Origin of the sequence: Streptomyces sp. LBL (assembly GCF_029893585.1) — a bacterium.
Classification (GTDB): domain Bacteria; phylum Actinomycetota; class Actinomycetes; order Streptomycetales; family Streptomycetaceae; genus Streptomyces.
Genome location: NZ_JARXYX010000032.1, coordinates 1 through 23,417, shown reverse-complemented (window position 1 = coordinate 23,417; position 23,417 = coordinate 1). Strand labels below are relative to the sequence as shown.

Annotated in this window: 22 protein-coding genes; all 22 read right to left on the bottom strand. The window is 69.6% G+C overall.

Annotation, left to right across the window (positions count from 1 at the left end):
• Positions 1 to 8: 8 nt before the first annotated feature.
• A complete protein-coding gene (locus tag M2271_RS32240) occupies positions 9 to 980 on the bottom strand; it encodes a hypothetical protein (protein ID WP_280890937.1) in 972 nt (323 codons plus the stop codon).
• A gap of 64 nt (positions 981 to 1,044) precedes the next feature.
• Complete coding sequence (locus M2271_RS32235) at positions 1,045 to 2,085, bottom strand: hypothetical protein (protein WP_280890936.1); 1,041 nt, start codon at positions 2,083 to 2,085, stop codon at positions 1,045 to 1,047.
• Entirely contained in the window at positions 2,078 to 6,106 is a 4,029-nt protein-coding gene (locus M2271_RS32230) for a hypothetical protein (RefSeq protein ID WP_280890935.1), read from the bottom strand. The genes M2271_RS32235 and M2271_RS32230 overlap by 8 nt, the downstream gene beginning before the upstream one ends.
• Entirely contained in the window at positions 6,099 to 6,323 is a 225-nt protein-coding gene (locus tag M2271_RS32225) for a hypothetical protein (protein WP_280890934.1), read from the bottom strand. Before M2271_RS32225 ends, M2271_RS32230 begins: the two co-directional genes overlap by 8 nt.
• An 80-nt stretch (positions 6,324 to 6,403) precedes the next feature.
• Entirely contained in the window at positions 6,404 to 6,928 is a 525-nt protein-coding gene (locus M2271_RS32220; RefSeq protein ID WP_280890933.1) for a hypothetical protein, read from the bottom strand.
• A gap of 101 nt (positions 6,929 to 7,029) precedes the next feature.
• The gene (locus M2271_RS32215; protein ID WP_280890932.1) at positions 7,030 to 7,620 is read right to left on the bottom strand and encodes a hypothetical protein; all 591 of its coding nucleotides are present in this window, start codon (positions 7,618 to 7,620) and stop codon (positions 7,030 to 7,032) included.
• Between the two features lie 73 nt (positions 7,621 to 7,693).
• Positions 7,694 to 8,119 (bottom strand): hypothetical protein, encoded by a 426-nt coding sequence (locus M2271_RS32210; protein WP_280890931.1) that lies wholly within the window; start codon positions 8,117 to 8,119, stop codon positions 7,694 to 7,696.
• Positions 8,119 to 8,397, bottom strand: a complete 279-nt coding sequence (locus tag M2271_RS32205) for a hypothetical protein (RefSeq protein WP_280890930.1) — start codon at positions 8,395 to 8,397, stop codon at positions 8,119 to 8,121. The genes M2271_RS32210 and M2271_RS32205 overlap by 1 nt, the downstream gene beginning before the upstream one ends.
• Positions 8,398 to 8,440: 43 nt before the next feature.
• Entirely contained in the window at positions 8,441 to 8,977 is a 537-nt protein-coding gene (locus tag M2271_RS32200) for a hypothetical protein (RefSeq protein WP_280890929.1), read from the bottom strand.
• Positions 8,977 to 9,312: a hypothetical protein gene (locus tag M2271_RS32195; RefSeq protein WP_280890928.1), complete on the bottom strand. Its 336-nt coding sequence runs from the start codon at positions 9,310 to 9,312 to the stop codon at positions 8,977 to 8,979. The genes M2271_RS32200 and M2271_RS32195 overlap by 1 nt, the downstream gene beginning before the upstream one ends.
• A 2-nt stretch (positions 9,313 to 9,314) precedes the next feature.
• Positions 9,315 to 9,950, bottom strand: coding sequence for a poly-gamma-glutamate hydrolase family protein (locus M2271_RS32190; RefSeq protein WP_280890927.1), 636 nt, complete (start codon positions 9,948 to 9,950; stop codon positions 9,315 to 9,317).
• Positions 9,951 to 9,971: 21 nt separating this feature from the next.
• Positions 9,972 to 10,832, bottom strand: a complete 861-nt coding sequence (locus M2271_RS32185; RefSeq protein ID WP_280890926.1) for a hypothetical protein — start codon at positions 10,830 to 10,832, stop codon at positions 9,972 to 9,974.
• A gap of 12 nt (positions 10,833 to 10,844) precedes the next feature.
• Positions 10,845 to 11,378: a hypothetical protein gene (locus tag M2271_RS32180; RefSeq protein WP_280890925.1), complete on the bottom strand. Its 534-nt coding sequence runs from the start codon at positions 11,376 to 11,378 to the stop codon at positions 10,845 to 10,847.
• A gap of 152 nt (positions 11,379 to 11,530) precedes the next feature.
• A complete protein-coding gene (locus tag M2271_RS32175) occupies positions 11,531 to 11,995 on the bottom strand; it encodes an IPT/TIG domain-containing protein (RefSeq protein ID WP_280890924.1) in 465 nt (154 codons plus the stop codon).
• A 122-nt stretch (positions 11,996 to 12,117) separates the two neighbouring features.
• Positions 12,118 to 13,365, bottom strand: a complete 1,248-nt coding sequence (locus M2271_RS32170) for a hypothetical protein (RefSeq protein WP_280890923.1) — start codon at positions 13,363 to 13,365, stop codon at positions 12,118 to 12,120.
• Entirely contained in the window at positions 13,362 to 13,637 is a 276-nt protein-coding gene (locus M2271_RS32165) for a hypothetical protein (protein WP_280890922.1), read from the bottom strand. Before M2271_RS32165 ends, M2271_RS32170 begins: the two co-directional genes overlap by 4 nt.
• A gap of 80 nt (positions 13,638 to 13,717) precedes the next feature.
• The gene (locus tag M2271_RS32160) at positions 13,718 to 15,007 is read right to left on the bottom strand and encodes a phage major capsid protein (protein WP_280890921.1); all 1,290 of its coding nucleotides are present in this window, start codon (positions 15,005 to 15,007) and stop codon (positions 13,718 to 13,720) included.
• Positions 15,008 to 15,234: 227 nt separating this feature from the next.
• Positions 15,235 to 17,160 (bottom strand): NUDIX domain-containing protein, encoded by a 1,926-nt coding sequence (locus tag M2271_RS32155; RefSeq protein ID WP_280890919.1) that lies wholly within the window; start codon positions 17,158 to 17,160, stop codon positions 15,235 to 15,237.
• A 59-nt stretch (positions 17,161 to 17,219) separates the two neighbouring features.
• Positions 17,220 to 17,429, bottom strand: a complete 210-nt coding sequence (locus tag M2271_RS32150; RefSeq protein ID WP_280890918.1) for a hypothetical protein — start codon at positions 17,427 to 17,429, stop codon at positions 17,220 to 17,222.
• A 13-nt stretch (positions 17,430 to 17,442) separates the two neighbouring features.
• Positions 17,443 to 18,036 (bottom strand): hypothetical protein, encoded by a 594-nt coding sequence (locus M2271_RS32145; protein ID WP_280890917.1) that lies wholly within the window; start codon positions 18,034 to 18,036, stop codon positions 17,443 to 17,445.
• Positions 18,037 to 18,134: 98 nt separating this feature from the next.
• Positions 18,135 to 18,404, bottom strand: a complete 270-nt coding sequence (locus tag M2271_RS32140) for a hypothetical protein (protein WP_280890916.1) — start codon at positions 18,402 to 18,404, stop codon at positions 18,135 to 18,137.
• Positions 18,405 to 18,417: 13 nt separating this feature from the next.
• A complete protein-coding gene (locus M2271_RS32135) occupies positions 18,418 to 23,202 on the bottom strand; it encodes a hypothetical protein (protein ID WP_280890915.1) in 4,785 nt (1,594 codons plus the stop codon).
• Between the last annotated feature and the right edge of the window lie 215 nt (positions 23,203 to 23,417).

Below are 23,417 nucleotides of genomic sequence, written 5' to 3'. Positions count from 1 at the left end.
CCCGCTCATCAGGCGCTCACCGGCTCCTGCGAGTAGGTCACCTCGAGCGACAGCACCGTGTAGGCGTCCGCGCGCAGTACGCCGGTGTAGTCGGCGGTGCCGGTGGCCTCGACGTCGATGTCGAGCATCGTCCCGCGGTCGGCCGGGTCGAGGGTGAACTTGCCTCCCGCCTGCACCGCGAGGCGGCCAGCCTGGGCCGCGCTGAACGGCATCCCCACACCGTGCTGGGTGTCGGCGAACGACACCCTGAGCTGCCCGCGGGCCTCCACGGCGTCCGGGTGGAGCAGGCCCGTAATGGACACGTGCACCGCAACGTGGGTGGCCCACTCCGGGACCTTCTCCGTCCAGGTGGAGCCGAGTGGGAAGCCCTCCCAGGTGTCGGTGATCGCGCCGACGTCGTCCGGAGTCGACCATGCGCCCGGCAGGTATCGGCGAGAGGTCTGCGACCGCGGCCGCGCGAGCTGCCGCAGGTCGGTGACCATCGCCGCAGTGATGTTCGTCGTCCCCGCCGGCATATCGACCCGGGCGAGGGTGACCGCGGTGGAGTCAGGGTCGATGTCGAGGATGCTCGTGGTGCCGACCGGCACATCAGGAATGACCCGCGTGAAAACGTACGGGCCGACCCCCGGGTCCTCCGGCGCTGGCCACGCCTCCCCGCCGTACGGGTCTTCTACGCGGGCAATGATCAGGTCCGAGCGGCCGCCGTCCACCGACGTCGGCTCGATGTCCACCTGCTCCACCGTCGGCATGCGTGCGGCGTAGCTCTGGCTGCCCCCGCCTGCCGCCGCGCGACGCCTCGCGACCATAGCGCCCGGCCCGACCTGCACCGAGCCGGCCGGCGCGTCCAACGCGGTCACCAGGAGGTCCGCGGGGCTGACGATGCCTTCCCCGCCGCACGCGGCGACATCGGCGATCAGGCGCAGCACCTCCTCAGACGCTGCCGTGTTTTCCACGAACCAGGGGATCGGGTCCCACGTCATACTGCTCTCCTTCTCCGTACGGGAGGGGAGAGAGTGAGCGGCCGGATGGGCTACTGTCGCCCGCTCACCACCAGTTGTAGGCGTCCCGCCAGTTGATGAGGATGCGGGGCCCGTCGTGGGAGGTGGCACCGGCGGTCTTGGTGTACGACAGCGATGCCGACCAGAGACCGGGCGGAATGAACATCTGCGCCAGGCGGGGCGAGGCCCGGGTCAGCTTGTCCGCCACCGACTTCGAGTCCGCCCCGCTGCGAAGGGTGACCGTGCGGATCCACGGCCGCGGGTCGATACGGACGTAGGCCCCTGCAGCGATCGTCATGTCGAGCTGCACCGCCCACAGGCCACCCATGGTGATCTTGGGGTTCTTGCACGGCCCATAGACATCGATGTAGGGGTATGTGTGCATCGTGCCCTTCTGCTGGAACACGATGGTCTTCTTCGACGTATACAGCCACTCAGGGCGGGAGCCTCGGCCCGGCCGCCACGGCAGGGAGACCGCCACGTGGTCGTAGAGCTCGACCTGCTGCGCCGTCTCGTCGTAGAAGCGATCGTCGACCGCGACGAAATCGGCGACGACGGGCGTGTACCCCTGGGACGAGAGCCTGGAGTGCGAGACCGCGAACTTCCGCGGGCGGCCGTACAGCCGGCGGGTGCGGCCGCCGGTCTTGTGCGCGAGCCAGGAGACGCGTCCTGCCCTGCCACGGATGGCGTCGGCCCGCCACACCTGGCGCAGCAGGTTCACGCCGTCCAGACCCCGCACAGCGGGACTCTGGTCGTCTTTTTTCACGAACGCCAGCGCGGCCTCCATGTCGGTCCATTTGCCGACCCGGTCCTTTGGACCGGGACGCAGGGGCCAGTGCCGGTCAATGAGCGTGTGGCTTCCATCGACGCCCAGCTCGAACGTGGCGGTGGCGCTGCGCTGGTAGTCGCGGCCCATACGGACGCCGTCCTCGCCCGGCAGCGGCGCGTCCGCGACGTCGACGTCCGCGAACGCGATATCCGGCTCCGACAGGCAGTAGATGCCCGTATCCTCCCGCCCGAAGTGCAGCAGCGCGCCCGGGTAGTTGCTGTAGGCGTAGTAGCCGATGTACCAGTCGCCGTCACGCATAGCTGCCTCCCAGGCGAATCCGACGCAGCTCGAACATTGCGTCGTCCAGTGCGGTGCCCGTTGAGTCCACGGCGCCGATGTTGAGGTTCAGGTCACCGCCGACGAGGGAGGCCGCTGCCGCCGTTCGCTGCCGGACGGTGGTGGGGCGTGCCGACGTCCTGATGCCGCCGTTGGCGAACGTGGACAGCCCTCGCTGCGGGTACATGACCGCACCGCCGAAGTACTTCGCGACCGTGGCGAGGATCTCCTCGGACCGCTTCCGCTTGGACGGCGCCAGCGGGATGTACGCCTCTCCGGGGTAGGTCTCCGGCTCTGCCCACAGCCGCATCTCACCCGCCTTCGCGATCTGCGCGATGTGGTTCTCGGCGCCGTTCGCGAAGGCCTTCACTCGGCCGGCCATACGGCGGATGCCGCCGTTGGCGTACTGGACGATTCCGCCGTCAGCGTGCTCGGAGACGTACGGCTTGCCCTGCGTCGTGTATCGGACGGTGACGGTGACGGTCCTGCCTGTGAGGCTGTTGATCTTCCCCTGGATCGCCTGCACCTGAGAGATGGGCAACCTGTTCGGGGCGGTGATCCGGACCGTCTTACCGTGCGCCCCGTCGACGGTGCTGATCTTGTACCCGAGGGATTTCAGCGCGGCCTGGGCGGTCTTCGTCGGCGCCTTGACGTCGATCGATTTGCCCTTGGGTAAACCCGCGACCTTCTGCTGGACGTTCTTCAGGTCGCCGGCAGCCTGCCTGACGATCGCCTGAACGGTGACCCTCTTCTTGTCCGGCGCGGCGGCGATGTCCTGCGCCAGGGCCTTGATGTTCACGCGGGCGCCGCCGGTCGGGGCGGTGACGGAGACGTTCTTGCTGCCCGGGATGCGCTGCACCGTGAAGCCCAGGGCCTGGAGCTGTTCGCGTGCACCGGCCGTATGCGTCGTGATCTGGATGGCCTTGCCCGGCTTGATGCTCTCGAGCTTCCCGCGCAGGCCCAGGACCTCGGCCGTCGTCTCCGGGATGCCGGTCGCGGTGACGAGTGTATTGATGGTGTCCGGGACGAACCCCATCTGATCGGCGAGGGCCTTAGCCTGGTTCTTCGGGATGTCCATATCCGCGGCGAGCTGGAGCGCTTTCGCACGGGCCCGGTCCATCGCGGTCTGGCTCTTGTCCATCGCGTCGGACATAGGCATCAGGCCCTGATCCGCGGCTTCCTGCGCCCGGGTCGCCACGCCGAGCATGCCGTCGCGCAACTCCGTCAGCTGTCCGTTGAGGGTCTGCCCGTTCTTCGTCGAGGTGTTGACCAGACCGTCGTTCGCGACGAGCGACCGACCCCAACCGTCGGCCTTCTCGATGTTCGACTTCATCGTGTCGTCGATCTGGAGCATCACCGAGTTGAGCTGCGTCTCCGCATCGTGGAACGACTGTGTGTTGCCGTTCAGTGCATCCAGCGCCCGCTTGAGGGCGTCGACCCGCTCGTCCGCCGACTTCGTCTTGTCGCCGAAAGTCGTCACGGCGGACTGCAGTCGGCCGTACGCGCTCGTGCCGGTGGCTCCGGACTGGTTGATGGCGTCAGCGAGTTCTTTGTGCTTCTTCTGGCTGTCCTCCAGCTCGCCCTTGACGGTTCCGATGGCGTCCTTCGCGCGGATCGCGGCCAGGCCCTCATCGTCCCAGGACTGGGCTGCCCCCTGCGCGGTGGTCATCCATACCTCGTGCGAGTCGGCCGTCGACTGGAGATTCTTCTGCAGCTCCTTGAGAGACGTGCCCTGGCCGAGGTAGGCGTTCGTCAGCTCTCCGAGACTGACGCCCGCCTTGCTCATCATGTCGACGAGCTTCCCTTTGCCGTCGGCGAGTTCCGTGTCCTGCAGGAGCTGCGCGGCCGACGCCCTGACGTTGGCGTCGATCGCGCCGCCGGACGCGCCGAGGGCGTCCGTCAGCGACTTCACGCGTTCCTGGTGCGCCTGGGTGGCGCGGGCGGCCTCTTCCTGCCGGGAGGCGAGGAGGCCGAGACCGATGGTGACGCCGGCGAGCGCGATACCGAGCGGACCGCCGAGGGCCGAGGTGATGCCGCCGATGGCGTTCGAGGCAACACGGTTGGCCGCGCCGATCCCACGCATGACACCGGTAAAGCGGTTTCCCTGTGCTGCGGCGCCCTGGTAAGCGAGGCCCATACGCTGCCACATGGTGATCTGCGGTCCGATGATCCCGGTCGTGCCGCGCATGGTGTTGCTCATGGTGCGGACGGAGGTGCCCGCGGCCACGACGGAAGTGCCGAAGGAGCGCAGCATGTTGCCCACGGCCGTGACGACCTTGAGGGCAAGCATCGTGCCCAGGAACGTCGCCAGGACGGTGTTCGCCCCGGGGATGATGCTCATCAGCGTGTTGAAGACATTGAGCAGGCCACTGAACGCTACGAGCAGTACCCCGAGGCCGGAGCCGGCCGCCGAAAGGTTCCCAATCGCTGTGGCGATGTTCGAGATCACGGAGATGATCGCGGGCCCGACGGTCTGCCCGAGAGCGTTGAAGAAAGTCCCCAGGGCAGGCATCAGCTCGGTGCGGATCTGCCGCACCAGGTCGGTGATGCCGCCATCCTTCATCGAACGGCCGAGCCCGCGCATGAGGTCCCCGAAGAGGAGGTTGACCTCGTGGAACGCGGGTGCTGCGTCGGAGAAGAACTGTTTCATGGCCTTTTGGCCAGCCCCGGAGTTAGCCCAGCGCTCGAACCGGAGCATGCTGCCCTCGAGCCCGTCGAGCAGCGCGTTACCGGTGTCCATGGCGGCCTTGCCGACGCCGCCGAGTCCCTTGATCAGGCTGCCGGTGGTCCGGCCGAGCTGCGCGGCTTTGTCCCCTGCGTGGTCGAGGAACTTGGCGAGGCTTCCGGTTTCCCGGCCAGCCGCCACGGAGGCCCGGACCCACTGGGTGAACTTCTCGCCGGCCTGGCCGACCCGCTCAACGAACGGACCGCCGGCCACCAGGAAGTCCGTGGTGGCCCGGCCCATGTTGGCCAGGCCGTCGGTCAGGTTACCGACAACGCGGGAGTTCGTGCCCGCGATCGTCTTGAAGTCCTTGCGGAAGACGCCGGTCTGCATGAACTTCGCGCCGCGCTCCGCCAGGGTTCCCATCTGAGAGGCGGAGTCTCCGAGTGTCTCCTGCAGGAGCGGGAACACCGACTTGGCGAGCGGCTTGATGTCGTCCGCGACCTTGGAGAAGAACCGCTCACTGACGGCCATGCGGACCTTGCCCCACGCCGCTTGCAGCGAGGAGACGCCGGAGACCGCCTCACGGGCCGACGGCGCGAGCCTGTCCAGAGCAGCTTTGAGCTTCTTCTGCTGCGCCTCGGTGACCTTGCCGTCCGAGGCGAGCATCTGCTGCGCCTTGACCGACTCCTTGAGGGCGTCTCCGAAGCCGTTGAAAGCGACCTTCGTTCCGATTGCCGCGGTGCCCGCCGCGGCAATCAGTCCGGGGATTGCGCCGAGAACTCCAACTGCGGGTGCGGCCGAGGAGACGAGGGCGGTCAGGCCAGCGCCGTACTGGCCGATGAGGGCAACCGCGGGCTGCAGCAGGGACACGATGGCCCCGATACCGAGCATGCGCAGACTGCCGCGGCCCGACCCCGGCATCCGCATGTTGACCGGGACGTTGACGGGGTTGCGGTCTGCCTCGCCCTGGGCGCCAGAGATGAGGCCGCGGAGCCGGGCGAGAAGGCCGCCGCCGCCGCGGCCGCTGTCGCCGTCCCCGTCTGGGCGGACGGGGATATTCAGGTCGGTGTCGTCGATGCGGCGCCGGATGCCGTCGAGCGTGGTCCAGAACCGCTCCTCGTCGATCTCGACGCGGATCTTCGCGGTGACGCCCTTGGACGCCTCATTGACCGCTTCCTTGAGCCGCCGACGAAGCCCCTTAGAGTCGACTTCGACTTTGACCTTGGCGGCCAGGCCCTCGGCCGCCGTCTCGACAGCGGTGCGCAGCCGCTGCGCGAACCCCGAAAGGTCGGCGACGACCGGCACGTCAAGGCGGCCGGCCTGTAGGCCCTCAGCCACTGCGGACCATTCCTGTCTGCATGGCCGCCATGAGCATCTGTCTGTGGCCGGTCATGCGGGGCGCCTGCGGTTCCGGGGCGGGCTGCGTGGGCCGGGGCGGCGTGCCGGGGCCGATGCGCCGCTCGGTGCCGAAGCGAGGCGGGCGAACGATGGTGGTTGGCTCCACGCGCCGCTTGTCTGCGGCGAGGAGCCCGATTTCCTCGACGATCAGGGCCATGAGCTCGAGGACCTTGGTCCAGCCGCCGAGAGGGGCTGAACGGACCCGGGAGTCGTCTGGCAGGCCGTCGACGAAAGAGATCAGTCGTCGGAGGCCGAGGAATCCGGGCTGTCCGGGACGAAGCCAGACCCGTCGGGCGTCGACTCCGTGGAATCGGGAGAGGTCGGACTCGACGTCGCTCCATCGCTCTCGGAGGAGTCGGCCGACCGAAAGAACTTTCCCAGCTCCACCCCGTAGACCCGGGCCAGACCGGTCGTCAGGCGGACGTAGTCCGGCACGGACGGCTTCCGCTTGAGGAACTCCTCGTTCTGGTCATCGAGGAGGAGCGCGTATGTCTCGCGGATCGCCTCGAGGAACTTCCGTGGCAGGGCTGGGCGCCGGAAAAGAGCGGCGACGACTTCCTTGATGCCGGCGTCGCCATCGGCGGAGTTGATGACGTCGCCAAGGAGGCCGACCAGGTCCAGCTCGTCGGACAGGATCGGGTCGAGGGCTGCGGCCGGCAGCTCTGCCGGGAAGATGAACTGTTCTCCGCCGAACTTGACCGGGATGCCGTCGGGGTACTGAACCTCGCGGCGCTCGGCGTCCAGGTCGATGACGAACGACATGTGCGTGACCTCTTCTTAAGTGCGTAGCTGGGTTGCCGGGTGCAGCAGCGCACGGACAGTGCCAAGCCGCGGGGGCTTGTGTCGCGCGCTGCCGCGAAAGGTCATGCCGCGGGCGCGAACGCCGGGTCGTCGGTGAGGACGTACCAGGCATCGAGGTCGTCGCCTCCCTGGACCGCGAGCCGTAGAGGCAACACGGCCTCCTTGGTCTTGGCGAGGTCCTTGGAGACGCCTTCCATCTGCATGCAGCGGGGAATGACGTACCGGTAGTGCTTGCCGCCGTCGATGACCTCGATGACGGCCATCACTTCGGTGCGGGAGCCGATGCGCGGCGGGGTGAACTTGTAGTGCTTGCCGGTGCCGCCGCCACTGGGCGTAATTTCGGCGATCTCACCACCGCCATACACCGAGCGGAAGTTCGCGCCAGACCACTGCTGCAGGTCAACCTCGATAGTTGCAGCGTCGGAGGTCTGGAAGGTCCGCGTCGGGTACGAGGACTGGGCTGACTTGACCTGCTCGAAGTTCGGTTCGGAATTGAACTTCAACGAGTCCTCGGTGGTGAGTCCGACGCTTCGCAGTGCGGCGGGCATCGCCACGGTGGCGTCGTCCGGGGCGGTCGCGCCGACGGGGGCCAGATAGAGCCGGGTGATCGACGGAATGACGATCTGGTTGTTGTTGGTGGTCTCGCCTGCCATGACGGGGGTCTCCAAGGTGTCCGGTGCTAGGGCGCGGACACCTTGGAGAGCCGGGGTGGTTAACGTCGCGTCGTCACGGGTGCAGGGTCACCGAGAGATGCATCAGCCATCGGGGTTGGCCGTTGACGAGCGGCGACCAGACCAGAAGGCCGGATGGCTTCACGCCGTTGACGACGGGCAGGCCGGGGGCCTGCGGCGCCTCGACGATGCCCTGGACAACCTGAGCGCACCGTACGAGGGTGCGGCGCAGCTCGGCCTGACCGGGCCAGCCGCCCGGGTCGCCGTGGACCTCGAGCGTCACCTCGGGGGCCGTCGCCCAGTTCAGGTCCCGTAGGTCTCCGCCGGGGCCATGGCCGATGACCAGGTGCGGCCACGGCGCCTCAGAGATGCCGGACACGCGGCCGGGGCCGCCGAGGGCGTCGGCGACCTCGGCGCTCTGCTGGAGCCACGCCAGAAGTACGGAGACCGGATCGGCGTCGGCGAGGGTCGGCTCTGTCATCAGCTGCGGGCGATGAAGCCCTGGCCACGCAGGCGGCGGGCATAGTCGGGGGACACGGTGATCTCGGCGCCAGGGGTGTAGTCGGTGCCGTCGATGCGCAGGTGATGCGACAGGGTGACGGTCTCCGGCTGCTGTCCCTCGCCGAGGGCGGGACCGACGACGTCCGAGGTACGGCGGGTGCTGCGAAGGGGGCGGGCCTCGGTAATGTCGGTGACGGCCGCGGCGGACTCTTCTGCCTCGACGGTGGTCTTCTTGGTGGTGGTGTTATTCGTAGCCATGGCGCGCACTGTGCGGACGCGGTCGGCTTGTGTCGCGTCGTCCTCAGTGGCGGGCGGCGACGATGGCTGCCGCGCGGGACATGAAGTGTGCGCCGTCAGCGCGAAGGTTGCCGGGGTAGACGGTGCCCACTTCGGCTTCGACGACCTTCGGGGCCTGCACGGAGACGGTGACGGTGACCTTCTTCCCGGCCACGATGGGCTGACCGGTGTTGATGTGCCGGGCGATGCCGTCGGGGTCCTTGTGCGTGGTGCAGCGGCAGTTCTTGAGGTTGGCGACGGCCCGGGAGGACTCGTCGCGTGGCTCGAGCATGTAGGTCTGCCCCCCGACGCCGCGGTGTTCGATGTCCCAACGCATGGAGTTGATCGAGAAGCGCAGGTTCCCGGGGACCTCCTGGCCCTGCGCGGCAACGTGGGTGGGGCGGACCCTGTCGTCGCCCACGGTCACCCACCGCTTGGTGGGCGGGGCCAGCCTCTTCGCCTCGATCTCGACCTGGTGCGCAATGCGCTGCACCGTTGGGGCCAACATGCGGGCCAGAGCCTCCTCGAGGCCCTGGGTGGGCGTGAACTTGGCCCCTGCCATCACCGCACCTCGGGCGGGTTGAGGGTCGCGGTGGCCTGGACGTAGTTGACATCTGGGCATCCGGGCACCGCGTGGTTGCGGGGGGCGTTCGTCAGCGTCCAGGACCGGCCGGTCTCGTCGCTGATGGTGTCGCCTTCTTTGACCGGCCAGGCATGCGGGTCGAGCCGCACGGTCCATGAGCCGTCGTCCTGCTGGAGAACCGATCCGGGCCAGGTACCGCGCGGGGTGGGCTTCTGGTTGGGGTTCGGCGGGACGGGCGCGCCGTTTGCGTCCCGCCCCCAGGGGTGGGCGAGCGCGTACACGGTCAGCAGTGCGTTCGGGAGGACGACGGCCATGGTCAGCCCGCCCCGGCGGCTACGAGGGCCTTGGAGATGCCCAGCTTGACCGCGGTTACGTAGGTCGTGAACGCCGCGGTGGTGTTCTTGCGGTTGGCGCGGGTCATGTCGCCGTTGAGGAAGAACGCCGCGCGTTGGAGGGTGCTGATCTCGAGCTGGACGCCCATGCCGCGGCTGTTCCGGTTACCGAGGTTCTTGGGGTCGCTGCCGTTCAGCTCCTCGGTGGCGAGCCGTACGGTGAAACCGGCGTCTTTGAGGCCCTGGCCGATCTGGTCGCGGAGGTTGTAGTCCAGGCCGCCGAGGTAGGTGAAGGCCGTGGTGCCCGTCGCGCCGTGCCACGACACGGTATGGGTGGCGGCCCGCGCCATCGCGAGGGCCTGCGGCTCGTCGTATCGGGTGGAAGTGATGTGCAGGTCGCTATTGCTGCCGGAAGGCTTGAAGGCGTCGAGACTGTAGAAGTCGTGGATGTCGGCGGCGGCCGCGTCCGCAAGTTCTGTCGTACCCGTCTCGATGCCGCCTCCGTGGATGGCGAGGTGCAGCAGGGTGGAGACCTGGGAGATGCGCCAGATCCGTTGGTAGTCGATGCCCTCGATCTGGCCGCCGGCCATCTCGCCGTAGGACTGGTAGAGGTCGCCCATCGGGCGCGCTCCTTTCGTGGGTCAGCGGCGGCCGCGGTACGTGGAGTACGGCCAGGGCGGGCGCGGCGGGCTGTTGAGTGGCTGGTAAAGGCGGCGGCGTAGCCGGTTCAGGGAGTCCAGCGTGGGCAGCGCTCCGGCCTGTCCTTCGGTGGGTGTGGTCTCGTAGGAGATGGACTGTCCCTCGGCGCTCACCGAGGACACCCGGCGTCCCGAGTTGCCCACTCCACCGGGCCGTTGCCGCTCGGACTCTGCGGCGTGCGCGGTGACGTAGCGGACGATGGTTTCCTCGGTGGCGCCGTTGAGGCCCACCAGGAAGTCGACGTCGTAGGTGCCATTTCCGTGCGGCCGGTAGGCGAGGACCTGGACGAGGTCGTCCTGATCAGGCAGGGGCCAGGAGTCCGCGTCGTCGAGGTTGGCGGTGTAGAACGGCGTGGCGGCGCGCAGGGTGACGGCCTTCGGCACGAGGGGGCGGTTGAGGTGGGCCACCACGTCGGCCTGCGCGTTGCGGATGGATGTCTCCAGTGCGCTGCGCTGGTCGGCGGTGATGGGGAGCGATACACCGAGTGCGTCGGCGACGGCTTCCGGGGAGGTGACGAGGCCCATGCCCATGGGCAGGTCGAGGCGCACGGTTGTGTCCTTGACCGGCTGGGCCCCGTCGCTGGGGGTGAAGGTGACCATGCCCCAGTAGCGGCCGGGCGGTACCTCGGGCAGATCGAACCGGTATGCGCCGGGTCGCAGCCGAGTGACCGTGGTCGCTGCGGTGACTACGGGTCCGCTGCGGTCGGCCGTGCCGTACAGGTCCAGGCGGCTGACGACTCCGCCGGCCGGTTCGGGGTCGTAGTGGGCCCCGGCGTACATGGGTTCGTAGTCGAAGACCGACACCCCGGTCCTTCCTTAGTTCTCGGTGTCCGTTGCGGCGGCCTGGGCGACCAGGCGCTCGTGGATGCGGGCGGCGACGCTCTCGGAAACGTGGGCGCCCTTGGGCTGCAGCAGCCGCTCGATCGGGTTGCGGTGCGGTCCGACGTAGGTCCGCTCGATCAGGCGGATGGTGCATCGAAGGGTGGAGCCGTACGGGGTGACGGGCTGGAACACGGCGTCGACGTCGGCCGGGGGCTGCTTGGTGGCATCGTCGAGGATGACCTCGGCGATGTCGTCGGGGATGACTTCGGTCGGGGAGACGTAGCCGGGTTCCGTCGGGGGCTTGGGCGCCTCGTGGACGGTTGGCGGCTCCAGCGGGGCCGCGTCGGGCGCCTTCGGGCCGCTCTCGGTGGCGGGTGTCTCCTCGGCGGCCGCGGCCGTGGTGGTCTCCTCGGTGGCAGGATCGCCCGCGGGTTCCGCGGTGGTCAGCTTGGCCTCGGCGACGGAGCCGTCGCCCTCGTCTGCGGGCGTCGCCGCGGTGGTCTTACGGGTTCGGGTGGTGCCTGCCATGGTGGCTCCCTCTCGGGGTGGTGGTCCGGTCGGCGCGCACCCTGCCCACCGGGTGGCGCTTGTGTCGCGTCGTGCCTCTGCGGGGTGGCGCGGGCGTACGGTGACGTCCGACGGCCCCCTGCCCGAGCGGGGGGCCGTCCGGGCGCCCGAGGTCAGGCGGTGTAGGTGAAGCCGCTGGTCTTGGTGACGTTGCCGGCGTCGTCGACGAGGACGACATTTACCGCCCCGGCCGTGCCCGCGGGCGTCTTCACGCGCAGTTCCGTCGCGGAGACGACGTTGAGTTCGGTCCCTGCGGTCGCGCCGAAGTTCACCGCGGAGACCCCGTCGAGGGCGGTGCCGGTGATGACGACGGTGGTTCCGCCCGCGGCCGGGCCGGTGGCCGGTGCGACGGTGGCGATGGTGGCCGCGGTAAACAGGCGGTCGATCACGGACTGCGGGACGAGGTCGCCGGCCTCGTAGATCAGGTGACGACGGGATCCCTCCGGGCGGCCGTCGCCGCGGCCGTACGGCTCGGTCAGGTAGACGTTCTCGGTGATGCGCTTGGGCGGGTCGGAGAGGGCGATGGCAGGGAATGCCGCCTTCGTGATCCGCTGCCCGTTCTCTCGGTAGAGGCCCATGGGTGTCCTTCCGCTGCTTCCTCTGTGATGGCCGCGGAAGGATGGGGGACGGGGAGGGCTACGGTCGCGCCCTACCGATAGGCGCTCTTGCACAATTGTGCAAGAACGATCATGGTCCCCCCTCACAGGAGTCGAAGGTCGTCCCAACCGTCGGGGCCGACGCTGAACACGAGGAGCCCGGAGGCGGACACCTCTCCGCTGCGGGCGGTGTACCAGTCGGACCCGTTGTCGAGGGTGGGTGCCTGAATCCACAACCGGCCGTTGCCGACCTGCTGGGCCCGGAAGTGGTGGAAGTGGCCCGTGACCAAGACATCCGCGTCGGCGATCGGCTGGCGGCCGAAGGTCTGCCCGCGCCACCAGTCCACGGCCTTCTCCGGCCGCGGATACTGGTGCCCGTGCGCCAGGCCCACGATGGTGCCGGCGACGTCCAGCGACACCGACTCCCGCCACCGCTCGGGCATGACGAAACTGACGTGGCCGTAAGCGGCTTCGTTGCGGGCGTATGCGTCGGCGATCTGGGATAGGACCTCAATGCCCCAGTCGTCGCTGGGCGGACCGACAGCCTCGCGGCCGCGGCGGACCCGACCGTGGTTCGAGCCGCAGGTCGCAGCGACGACCCGGCCGAAGCGTCCGGCGAGACGGTCCAGGCCCTCGAACGTCACCCTGCGGTGGACGCGGATCATCTCGGTCATGGTCAGGTCGTTGGTGTACGCCTGCTGCGCCGTGTTCTCGTAGTTCTCCACGCAGTCCCCGGCGTCCAGCCAGTACGCGGTTGAGGGGGCGCGGCCGATGGCCTTGAGGTCGCGCAGGTGGTCGTCGAGCTTGTCGAAGCGATCGGCGACGCGTGCGACCAGCTCGGGAGTGCCGCCATCCCGGCCGACCTTCCCGGCCTGGGCGTCGGCGTAGACGACCACCAGGGCGCGGTCCGCGGCGTCGGCGGCCGGGCGGGGTTTGCGGCGGCGGCGCATCGCATCGCGTACGAGGGCGTCGACTTCGCCGGCAGACTGCCAGGCGGGCGCGGCGGGCTCAATGAGGTAGCGGCAGCGCCACACGGCGCGGGTAACGGCGTCGTCGCCCTGGTTGTCGCGGTGCCACGCGGCCGGGTCGTGCTTGGCCTCTACAAGGCGGACGCGGAAGCCGTCTGGGATGGCGAGCCCCATCTCCTCCACGCGCTCGCGCCAGTCGGCTTCGCCGCCGGGCTGGGTCTCGGTGGGCGGGGTGGTGACGACCATCGTGCCGCCCGGCTCGTACCGCACGCCTGCCTCCCAGCCGCGGGGAACGGCTGGCTGGAGGCGCTGCGTCTGCGCGGGGTGGCTCTGTTCCTGGGAGGCGGGTTCGAGGAGAGCCTGCAGGTCGCTGTCGAGGCTCATCGTTCGCACCGGCATCCGTTGGACTGCCCGCGGCGCCGGTGCCGGGCGACGGTATACGCGGTGACTGCGTCGCCGTACCGGCTCAAGGTGTCGGCGATGGACTTCGCCGTGACTCGGTCGGAGCCCAGGGCCGCGCGCAGGGAGGCCGCTGCCTTCTCGTCTGCGGTGGCCAGGAAGGCACGGATGCTGCACTGGGGGCCTCGGTGGGTGGTGGGGACGCTGGCGAGCGCGTCCAACTCATCCGCGAGGCCAAGGGGTTGCTTCTCGATCACCGGCGTCCTCCGTCGTCGTGGTGGTGGTACGTGGAGGGGGTGCGCCCGCAGCCGGGCGCACCCCCTCACCCGCGGTCCGGTCAGCCGGTCGGCGTGGTCCAGGTGCCGATGACAAACGACTCGGGCCGCGGGATCTCGAGCGCCAGGCGCTCGTCCGCGCGGAAGGTGATCAGGCCCTTCTCAAAGTTGTCCGCGTTCTCCGAGGAGACGGTGACGGAGACGTTCTCCCTGTCGTGGAGCTGCGCGCCGAGACCGAAGGCGCCGATGAGGAAGTCCCCATCCGACATGGCCGTGGTCTCGACGACGTTCAACCTCCAGACCTTCTTCTCCGCGCCGATGGCGACGGCGATGGCGACGCGGAATGCGCCGTTGTCGTCCTCTTCGACCTCGACGTGCTCCCACATCGTGGGCGACAGGACGATGCCGGTCGGCTCGTACTCGGCCAGGAGCGCCTTCGTGATGGCACGCCGGATCTGGACGCTGTACTTGTCGGACGACAACCCCGTGTACTGCTGGACACCGGGGGTGTTGTAGATGCCGGTGAGGGACTGGCCGTCACCGACGGAGTGGAGCAGGTCCCAGTCCTCCTGGTACTTGACGCCCTCGACCATGCGGCCGTTGATGAACGTCTTGAGCCTCGGCTCGTCGCTCAGGATGTTCTTGTGCGCGTCGATCAGGTGCGCGACCTCGGCGACCGGGTACATCACCGGGGTCAGGGACAGCTTCGACCGAGGCGCGCGGCCCCAGGTGTCGGTGTCCGCGCCGGTCGCCGGGCTGGTGCCGTCGGCGGCGTAACGCTCTTTGACCTGCCGGGCGTTGTTCGTCCAGCCGGTCTCCCGGGCGCCGTAGAGCACGGCCTGCTTGGTGGACGACTTCGGGAACAGGTCCCGGATGTGCCACTTGCGGTAGGCCCGCTCGGCGATGCCCAGGTTCTGGACGCTGCCGAGGGTCTGGTGCGTGACGGTGCCTGCGCTCAGGGAGAAGATCGACTTCCCCTCCATCGCGGCGCGGATGTACGGGCGGTCGTCGAAGCCGGCCGCGCTGGCTCGCTTGAAGGAGTCCGAGTCGACGAACAGGTCGCCGAGGGACTTCTCCTCCATGGTCGGCGTCCTGCCGTAGTGCGCAGCCGCGGCCGGCGTGGACTCCGGGGCGTCGAGGTACTGCTTGACCTCGATCAGGCCCTGCTCTGCGTCGATGAGGCCCTTGATCTCCTGCGCCTCGCCAGAGACCTTGCGGAACTTCGCGGCCTGCTCGGTGGAGACGACGAAACCGCCGTCCTCGACCTTGAAGGACTTGCTGATCTCCTCGGCCTCGGCGCTCTTGGCCTGGAGCTGCTTCTGCAGTTCCCTGATGCGAGCGTTGTCGGGCATTGCTGCTCTCTCCCTGATGCTGGGGTGCGGTTGACGTGCGTCGCTCCGCCCGGCCAGCACCGGGACAGCCTCAACGCGAGGCCGAATGGAAAAGGGAGAGAGGGGTTAACGTCGCGCGCTGCCCGCTCAGGTAGTCAAGAGCGGGCAATACATAGGGGTTTGACCTGGTGTTTTGCTGTGGGCGACTCAGGTCGCGCTCGGTGGTGTATGACGCTGAGTCGCGCGACTCAGCTCCGCATCAGGGCCAGTGCAGCCTTCACTTCGTCCTCGTCCAGCCGGACCGAGCCCGCGTCGTCGTCCTCGTCGACGTCGTCCTCGGCGGGCGGCGGGGTCTCCTCTGTGGGCACCTCGTCCTCCTCGTCGTCGAAGGAGTAGTCGTCCCACAGGTCCATGCCGGTCGGGCCGGCCGCGCGGTCCCGGCCGGGGGCGGGCTTCGGCTTGCTCTCCTCGTCGGCGACGTCGAGGCCCTTCGCGGACAGGGCGGCGATCAGAGTGCGCACCTTGTCCCGTACGCCGGAGAGCTGATCCGGCCCGGCCTCGGTGTTGCTGATGCGGGCGGTCGCGTCGGTAAGGGCTTCCTCGGTGGGCTGGACGACGCGGGCGTGGACATCCTCGGCGTCAGTGGCCGCGCGCTGCGCGCTGGTCCCCTCGGGCAGTACGACCGTAGCGAGTTCGACGGGCTGAGGCATACCGAGGCTGATCTCGCCCTTGGCGGTGACCGTGTAGGGGATGGTGTAGTGGTTGCTGCGACCGGGGTCCTCACTGTGCACGGACACGATGACGCGGTCCTGGTAGGTGCCTTCGATGCACGTCCACGACTCGCCGTCCTGGTCGAGGAGTTCTCGGACGCTGTCGCCGAGGCGGGCACGGAACTGCTCCTGGGACTCGGGCAGGGGGGTACTGGGCATCACAGAAGCCTCCGGGTGGGACGTGAAGCGGCTCTTGGCCTCGGCGACCGTGGAGCGGGCGGACTTGTGCTCGAACTGCGGCACGAGGGCACGGGCGGCGGACACCGCGGCGTGGGCGGACTTGGCCTCTGCGGCGCCGAGTGCGGCGTAGGTGTTCATTACGCCGGCGGCGAATTGCTGGGCTTCGGCGCTGGGCTTCTTGCTCGTTGGGCCCTGGGGGAGGCGGGCGCCCGCCAAGAGGGACCAGGGGGTGTCTCGGCACGCGGGCCGGAGCAGGGACATGTCGGGGAGGGCGGTGATCGGCCACCAGGCGGTGACCTCCGGGGCGTCGCCCTTGGGGTCGTCGGGGTTGGCAACGCGCTGCTCGTCGTGAGGCGGATTGAGCGGTATGTAGGACTCGCCAGGGACGACCGCGACGAACCCGCGGTAGATGCCGTTCGGGGCGGTCCAGGAGCCGACGATGCTCGTCGAGCCGGGCAGTTCTGCCCCGGTCTCCTCCTGCCACTCGCGCACCGCGGCGGCGAGCGCGTCCTCGTCCTCCTCCAGGTGCCCGCCGGGGAACTCCCAGGTTCCTGCAGCCGGGTCGTCATCGTCGAGGGCGCGCTGGATGAGCAGGACGCGGCCGGTGTCGTCGGCCTTGACCACGAGTCCGGCAACCTTGGTCCGGTCGGCGTCCTGCTCGGTGTCGAGTTCCACGACGTTCGGCGTCGCCTTGTACTCCATGCCGGGGTTGGCAGCGGACTTCACCTCGAGCGCCCGGGTCATGGGGTGGGCGCCGTGCAGGACGGGGCTGACCTCGAAGAGGTCGAGGCGGTGGATGACGCGGACGCCGTCAGCGCGGCGGGTGGCTCCGTCGGTGGGTACGCGGTAGCCGATGGAGAACGCGGCCTCGTTGTGCTCGTACCACTGCTTGACCTGCTCGTAGGTGTCGCGCCCCTTGCTGGTGCGCCGGTTGTACTCGACAGTGGCGACCAGGGCGCCGGCCTCGGCGGGCCAGTCGGGGACTTCGGCGAACCTGGTGTCGCCGGGCATCCACTCCTCGACGGCCAGGACGACGCCGACAGCGTCCTTCCATTCGTGGTGCCACACCGCTTTGACGCGACGGGTGGCCAGGGTCTGAGTGAAGGCGCCAGGGACGATGAGGTCGTTGACCTCGTCGACTACGCCGGTGACGGCGTAGATTGCCCGGCTGGTGCCTCGCAGGGTGTTCGGGTGTGACGATCTTGTGGGTGGAGCGCTCGGCACGGCGGGAAACCTCCGGCGATGGACAGTGGGCCGCCGGGCACCGTGCCGTTCGCTTTGGCCTAACGTCCTGCGCTGACTCCGGCCTCCTCCTGGGCTCCCTCAGCCTTGGAACGCGCGCTGACCCAGCCGCGGGTCCAGAACTGGTAACCGAACTGCTGCTCCGAGTTGCCGAGTCGGTCGTACGGGCTGGAGTCGTGCGGGTCGCCCTTCGCGAACGCGGCCTTGCCTTCCTGCTGCAGCGCCAGGGCTGTCTGGCGGTTCAACTGCACGTCTTCAGCTCCTTCACTGGAACATCGAGTCCTGTACGCCGCGGCTGGCCGTCGGGGCGGCCTCGGGCGGACTGGCGGCTTCCTCGCCCCGCCTATGGATGTTGGTCATGTGGGCGCCGTCGACGTCGACTGCCCACGCGTCCGGGTCGGTGTAGCGCCACACCTGCCCCGTGCTGTCCCTCACCCACCCCGTCAGTGTGCCGTCTTGGGACGCTTCCAGCCATGCTTCTTCGCCGTTGCTGCCCTTGTAGGCGGACCAGGCGTCATCCGGGTCGGGCTCGTCTCCCTCGTCGTACATGTCGCCCGCCCAGGGGCGGCCGTCGTCTATCGGAGGTTCTGGCGCATCGGCCGGCGGCTCACCTTCGGCCGGAGCCTCGACTCCCTCGGGAGGCGGTTCGGCAACCGAGCCTTCCGTGGGCGCGGCCGGGTCGTCCGGCGGTGCGGCCGGGTCCTTGGCCATGTCGGCGGAGGGGTCCTCAAGGGCCGCTGAGGGGTCGGTGTCCTCGAGCGACTCCTCTTCGGTGCCCTCGGGCTTCTCGTCGTCTTCTTCATCCCCGAACGGCTTACCGCCCTTGGGGAGAGCTTTGATGGCGAATCCGTATCTCATGACGGTTGAGAATGACGGGCGCGGCCGCTTGTGTCCCGGCCACGATTCGCCCTCCAGCCGACCAAGATCGTTCTTGCATAATTGTGCAAGCTCCCGAGTCACCCCGGAATGCGCGCCTTCCTCGGCGCACCCGGCCCCTCTTCAACGACATGCGTGTACTCCCGCAGCACTGCGAGGACGGTCGCCTCATCGTCCCCGGCCACCGACCGCCGGGGTCCTGTTGGGGACAGCAAGATGGGGCCGCCTTGGTGGAGCTCGACCAAGGCGGCGGCGCGGCGCGACCCGATCACCGGACGATCGGACCGCCCGGTGATCTGCACGGTGTAGGTCGCCCCGTCATCGAACGCTCCGGTGACGGTGAACGGCATCACTGTCTCCTCATCATCGTGTGGCGAGCAGGCCCAGGAGGAACGCCCGAAGGTCGTCATCCAGGTACCAGTCGCCGTTAAACATCGCCTGAACGGATCGAGCGAGGGTGTCACCGGTGTCCGGTTGCGTCTGCTGCCGCGACAGGAGACGACTCAGGGCGCTGCGCCGCATACGCCGGGCGCCCGGCCGGCCGGTGTGGGTCTGGGTGAACCAGAAGACCCGCTGAGCGGCGTCCAGGTCGCCGAGGTGCTGGGCAAGGTGCTGCGCCAGGGCGTGCCCGGCAGCGCCCAAGCCCTCGTCGGCGAGGTCGGCGACGGTGATCCGCTGCCCGGCAGGCTCGTAGCGTCCCTCATCGCCGTCCACGGCCGTCACACGGCGTGTTGCCGGGGTGGTGAGCCACGACCGCGGCACAAGGCGCTGCACGCCCCGTACAGCCCGCTCGGCGTCCGGGGTGGTGTCCGGGTCGAAGACAAGGCCGACGTTGCCCTCGGGGCCCATGTCGCGGATCTCTGTGAGGGCCGCCGCGACCACGCCCGGAACCGCTGTGGCGTACCGGGTACGGAGGTCTGCCCACTCGCGGCGCGCGGCGGCGGCTGCCGCCCGTGCAGCGGTGATCTCGACCTCGAGGTCCGGGTCATCTGGGAGGGTGCCGCCGGTGCGCGCCGCTTGCAGATTGACCAGGCGGCGCTCGGTGGTAGCCACGTAGTCGTCTGCGTGTTGCAGCGTGGCGTGCGGGTCGCCGCCGAAGTCATCACCGAGGGCGTCGGCGAGACGCCGGGTCACCTCTCGGTCGACGTCCCCGCCGGCTGCCCGCAGCGCTGCCATGTGGCGCAGCGCGGTCAGCCCAGGGCCACCGTCCGCGGCTTGGTCCGGCGACCATTGGATGCGGTCACTGCGTCCCGGGAGCCGTCCAGCGGCGAGCTGCCGCCACGTGGTGGGCTTCCACCAGGTGACACGGCGCTGTGTCTGGCCGAAGCGTCCCGGCTCGGGCATCAGGCCGACCCAGTGGGAGACACGGGCTGCCAGGGACTCGCCGTCGACTGCGGGCAGGTCGAGCGCGCGGTGCAGGCGGGCCAGGCGCCGGGACTCCGGCCACTCACGGACCCGGCGAACGAGTCGGCCGAGGAAGGCTCGCAGGCGTCCTAGGCGCTCCTTGGCGCCCCGCCACTTTTCGGCGATCTTCCGGGCTCCGGCCCTCACCAGCTCCGCGAGGCGCTTGGCGAGGCGGATGAGGGCGGCGACGATCCGCGCGAGCAGGCCCGGCTGGCGGCCGGTCTGCGGCGAGACAGCGGTGACGCGCTGGGCGATCCGGCGGGCAGTGGCCTGCCGGGAGCCGTCCATCTGCTGAGTTAGGGTGCGCGTGATTCGCTCGGCGTCACCCGGGTCCATGCCTGCCGCTTGGAGCTGCTGCAGGAGTGCGTTCACGGCGTTGTTGGCGTGCCCGGCGACGGTGTGGGCGACGTCAGGGTCGCCGTCGGGGGTGCCTCTGCGGCTGCGGAGGAGATCCCGGAACCCTGAGGCGATGGAGATCTCGTCGGGGATGAGGCTGAGCAGGTCACGGGCCCGCGCGGCGAGGTCCTCGTCGCTCTCGTCGGGTAGTGGCTCCAGATCGTTGATTGTGCGCAGGGCAGCGCGCACCGTGTGGGTGTGGGCCTCCTGGCGGGCTCGCTTGAGGGCCTGCAGGGTGGCGGCACGGTCCCGTCCGGTGATGCCAGCAGCGTCGAGGGCCGTCACGGCGTCCCGTCGGGCTGTCTGCCGTGCCGTGCGCAGAGCCTCGGCGGTGAGGCGCTGGGCGATCTGCTCGCGCAGGGCGTGGATGTCGCCGGGCGGGTCGGTGCCCGCAATCGCCTCGCCGATGATGCGCGCGGCGACCGCCCGGGGGTGGTCGGCGACGATCCGGTCGGCTTCGGACTGCGGGACCGGGTTGGGGTCGCGCGGGGCACCGGACGGCGGGAGGTTCGGGGTCGGCCGGTTCCGCTCGTACACGTTGACGTCGCGCCCGCTGTGCAGGCCGAGGTCTTGCACGTTGCCGTCGTTGTCCACACCGGTCAGCGCCATCCACCAGCCCTGACGCTGCGGGGGCGTAATGATCGTCAGCCGGCGGTGCCCGTTGAACTGGTAGCCGGCCCGGCTGACGGGGGCGTCGATGACGTCGCCCACCCGCAGGCTTCCGGGCCGGGCCCGGGCCACGGGCGGCGCCGGAGTGTCCGGGGCTTCCGGTCCGGCCGGGACCAGGGCGGTGTCGTCGGTATCCGGCGCGGCAGCACCGTCGGGCCGGGCCTCACCGAGCTGCCACAGCGGCATCGCTCCGTGGACGACGCGGCGGCGCGTACGGCCGTCCTCGTTTTCCAGGAGGAGGCTGCGCACCCCGCCGGGCCCGTCCTCGACGCCGCGGACCCGGTAGACGCGCACGCGGTCTCCTCGGTCATCCGGGATGGCGACCGTGTCGTCTTCCGCCACTTGGGAGGCGTTCGACGGCCGGGGCCGGCCGAGTTCGGCGGGGGGCGTCCGGCCGACGGCGCGGTCCAGGTGGTCAGTGGCGCGCAGGACGGCGCGGCCCTCCGGCGTCGAGGGGTCGGCAAAGTTACGGAGTTGCGCGGCGAGCGCGGCGGCCTGCTCGGGCGTGACGGGGAGGTCCGAGGTGATACGAACGGCTGCCTGCTGGGCGTCCAGGTCGTCGTCCGGGCCGTCGGCGAGGTCACCGATGACGTCCCGGTCGCCCGTGGTTAGCTCCGGATCGACGGTCGGACTGGTCACCGGGTCCACGACGACAGGCGTCGGGTGGACGATCAGGTCGTCGTCGGCCTCGGGGGCGTCGTCCGAACCGAGGGCGGGGGCATTTCCGTCGACGCCCTGGGCCCGCGGCAGGACAGTGGCGGCGTCCATGTCGATCTGGCTTATCTCCCCCGTGGTGGTGTCGGCGTAGTCGATGGTGACGCGGTCGCCGTCACGGCTGGTCCCTGTGACAACCACGGCGGTGAGCGTGCCGTCGAGGTCAAGGATCACGACGTCGCCGTCCTTGAGGCCCGCGGCCGCTTGGTCGGCGACGCCGGTCACGGGATCGACGTCGGGAACGTCATCGCGGACTTCGCCCGTGACACGGAGGTCTCCGGCGCTGCGCGTGATGGTGCCCTCGGTGGTCGTGATGGTGACGCGGTCTCCGTTGACCTGGTTGACGGGCCCGAGCAGGGCGCCGTCGGTGTCGGAGACGATGTGTCGCGGCGTCACCCGCTGGCCGGTCGTGGTCCAGCCGTCGGGGCGGTCGCCGCCGGTCACCGTGAGGGTGGTTGGCGACAGGCCGTCAGCGGTGTCGTCGTTGTTGTCCCAGCGCACGGACACCGTGGTGCTGGTGGCGCCCGTGACGGTGCCTTCGCGGGTCCGCAGCCCGTCAACGCCCGTGACGGTACTGCCTGGGAACAGGCCCCGGCCGTTGCGGTCCGCGGGGACCGAGTCGGGCAGGTTCCCGGTTTGGATGCTGCTCTGGGCGCTGCTGACCGGCGAGCCGGGTACTACGTCGTCGGGTGCCTGGGCTCGTGCTGCGGTGGCGTTCAGCGGCGTGAAGACGTTGCCGCGCTTGCCGGTGCCGTCCGGGTTTTCCGTGACGTACGTGCGCCACATGTGCTCGGTGCGGCTGTTGCGGGTGACCTCCACGCGCACCGGTCCGGTGTAGACGTACCCGGAGCGTGTGACTGCGCGGCCGTTCATCGTCCTGCCGTCCACGCGGACCATGTCGCCGGGCACCAGGTCGCTGACCCGGGCCCAGTGCGCGGGCTGGCCTCCCACGGGCTCAGGCTCGGCCTGCGGTTCGTTGGCCGGCGCGGTGGGCGCTGCGGTCTCTGCCTCCGCGGGGGCACGGTCCGGGGTGGGATGTCCCACCGCGGCGGGGGCCGGGGGCTGTGGCATCTCCGGCTGCGGCGTCTCCGCCCGGCCGTTCTGTTCCTCTTCGCCCGGACGCGGTCGGCGGAAAGCCGTGGGCCGGTCCGGGGTGTTCCGGAAAAACAAGTGGTTGAACGGGGTTTCCCTGGTCTTGTCTCTCTTCCGTGCAAGGTCGGTCCTCGTCACCCTGTCTTCGGTGCTCGCCCCGTAGTCCGAGCCGATCGTGAAGGGCCACGAACCGGTGAGGTTCGCCTGACGGGCTTGGACAGGCTCCGTAAGGCGGCCGCGCTGTGTCACAGGACGGTCGGAGCCCCCGGGGCTGAGAGCGGTGATGTCGTCGCCCGCCTGGACGTCTGCGACATCGACGGGAATCGTGTAGCCGTCTGCTTCCTGCTGCGCGCGCCAGGCGTCGTAGTACCCGTCGAGCTGGTGTTCCCGGTCGAGGTAGCGCTGCGCGTACTCCTGCCAGAAGTCGCTCAGGCCCTCAGCCGGGCCACGGTCGCTGACCTGTCGGGCGACGGCTTCACCGAGGTTGTCCCCGCCGGGCCCGCGGAAGGTGAGGGCTCGGTCTGCCGCGTCTGGCGCATCCCATGGGAAGGGGCGCCCGTCCGAGTCTCGGATACCTTCCAGGACCCTCGCGTACGCGAGTGCATCGTCGCGGCTGAAGGCTCTGGCTACCTCTTCCATCGACCCGGTGGTCATGACTCTCCAGCCCGCTCCGGGACCCGAAATGGCCTGAACGATGGCCAGGCGACCGCCTTCGGACATCTCAAGTGTCGGATTGTCCGCGTAGCCGTCTCGGAAGCGCTCCTCCGGCACGACCGTGATGTGGCTCGGCGTGTCCAGTTCACCGCGCCGCCACCGGTCACGGACCTCGTCGACAGTGCTGAAGCGCGGCTGGTCCGTACCCGTCTGCGGCACATCTGTCGCACTAACGGTGGCCTCGGAGTCGGCAGTGTTCTCCGGGACGTTGGTCCCTGCCTCGGCTTGTTGAGCTTCCGCCTTGCGACGCTGCTCCTCGTCGAAGATTTCGCGGTCCCTGCGGTCCCTGCGGTCCCTGCGGTCCCTGCGGTCCCTGCGGTCCCTGCGGTCCCTGCGGTCCCTGCGGTCCCTGCGGTCCCTGCGGTCCCTGCGGT

Bases quoted from the DNA above. Each gene is read 5' to 3' on its own strand.
- M2271_RS32215 (WP_280890932.1), bottom strand. From the start codon at position 7,620: ATGGCAGGCGAGACCACCAACAACAACCAGATCGTCATTCCGTCGATC.
- M2271_RS32145 (WP_280890917.1), bottom strand. From the start codon at position 18,036: ATGAGATACGGATTCGCCATCAAAGCTCTCCCCAAGGGCGGTAAGCCG.
- M2271_RS32190 (WP_280890927.1), bottom strand. From the start codon at position 9,950: ATGGGCGACCTCTACCAGTCCTACGGCGAGATGGCCGGCGGCCAGATC.
- M2271_RS32160 (WP_280890921.1), bottom strand. From the start codon at position 15,007: ATGCCCGACAACGCTCGCATCAGGGAACTGCAGAAGCAGCTCCAGGCC.
- M2271_RS32205 (WP_280890930.1), bottom strand. From the start codon at position 8,397: ATGGCTACGAATAACACCACCACCAAGAAGACCACCGTCGAGGCAGAA.
- M2271_RS32240 (WP_280890937.1), bottom strand. From the start codon at position 980: ATGACGTGGGACCCGATCCCCTGGTTCGTGGAAAACACGGCAGCGTCT.
- M2271_RS32170 (WP_280890923.1), bottom strand. From the start codon at position 13,365: ATGAGCCTCGACAGCGACCTGCAGGCTCTCCTCGAACCCGCCTCCCAG.
- M2271_RS32200 (WP_280890929.1), bottom strand. From the start codon at position 8,977: ATGGCAGGGGCCAAGTTCACGCCCACCCAGGGCCTCGAGGAGGCTCTG.
- M2271_RS32180 (WP_280890925.1), bottom strand. From the start codon at position 11,378: ATGGCAGGCACCACCCGAACCCGTAAGACCACCGCGGCGACGCCCGCA.
- M2271_RS32140 (WP_280890916.1), bottom strand. From the start codon at position 18,404: ATGCCGTTCACCGTCACCGGAGCGTTCGATGACGGGGCGACCTACACC.
- M2271_RS32195 (WP_280890928.1), bottom strand. From the start codon at position 9,312: ATGGCCGTCGTCCTCCCGAACGCACTGCTGACCGTGTACGCGCTCGCC.
- M2271_RS32235 (WP_280890936.1), bottom strand. From the start codon at position 2,085: ATGCGTGACGGCGACTGGTACATCGGCTACTACGCCTACAGCAACTAC.
- M2271_RS32210 (WP_280890931.1), bottom strand. From the start codon at position 8,119: ATGACAGAGCCGACCCTCGCCGACGCCGATCCGGTCTCCGTACTTCTG.
- M2271_RS32225 (WP_280890934.1), bottom strand. From the start codon at position 6,323: ATGGCCCTGATCGTCGAGGAAATCGGGCTCCTCGCCGCAGACAAGCGG.
- M2271_RS32175 (WP_280890924.1), bottom strand. From the start codon at position 11,995: ATGGGCCTCTACCGAGAGAACGGGCAGCGGATCACGAAGGCGGCATTC.
- M2271_RS32220 (WP_280890933.1), bottom strand. From the start codon at position 6,928: ATGTCGTTCGTCATCGACCTGGACGCCGAGCGCCGCGAGGTTCAGTAC.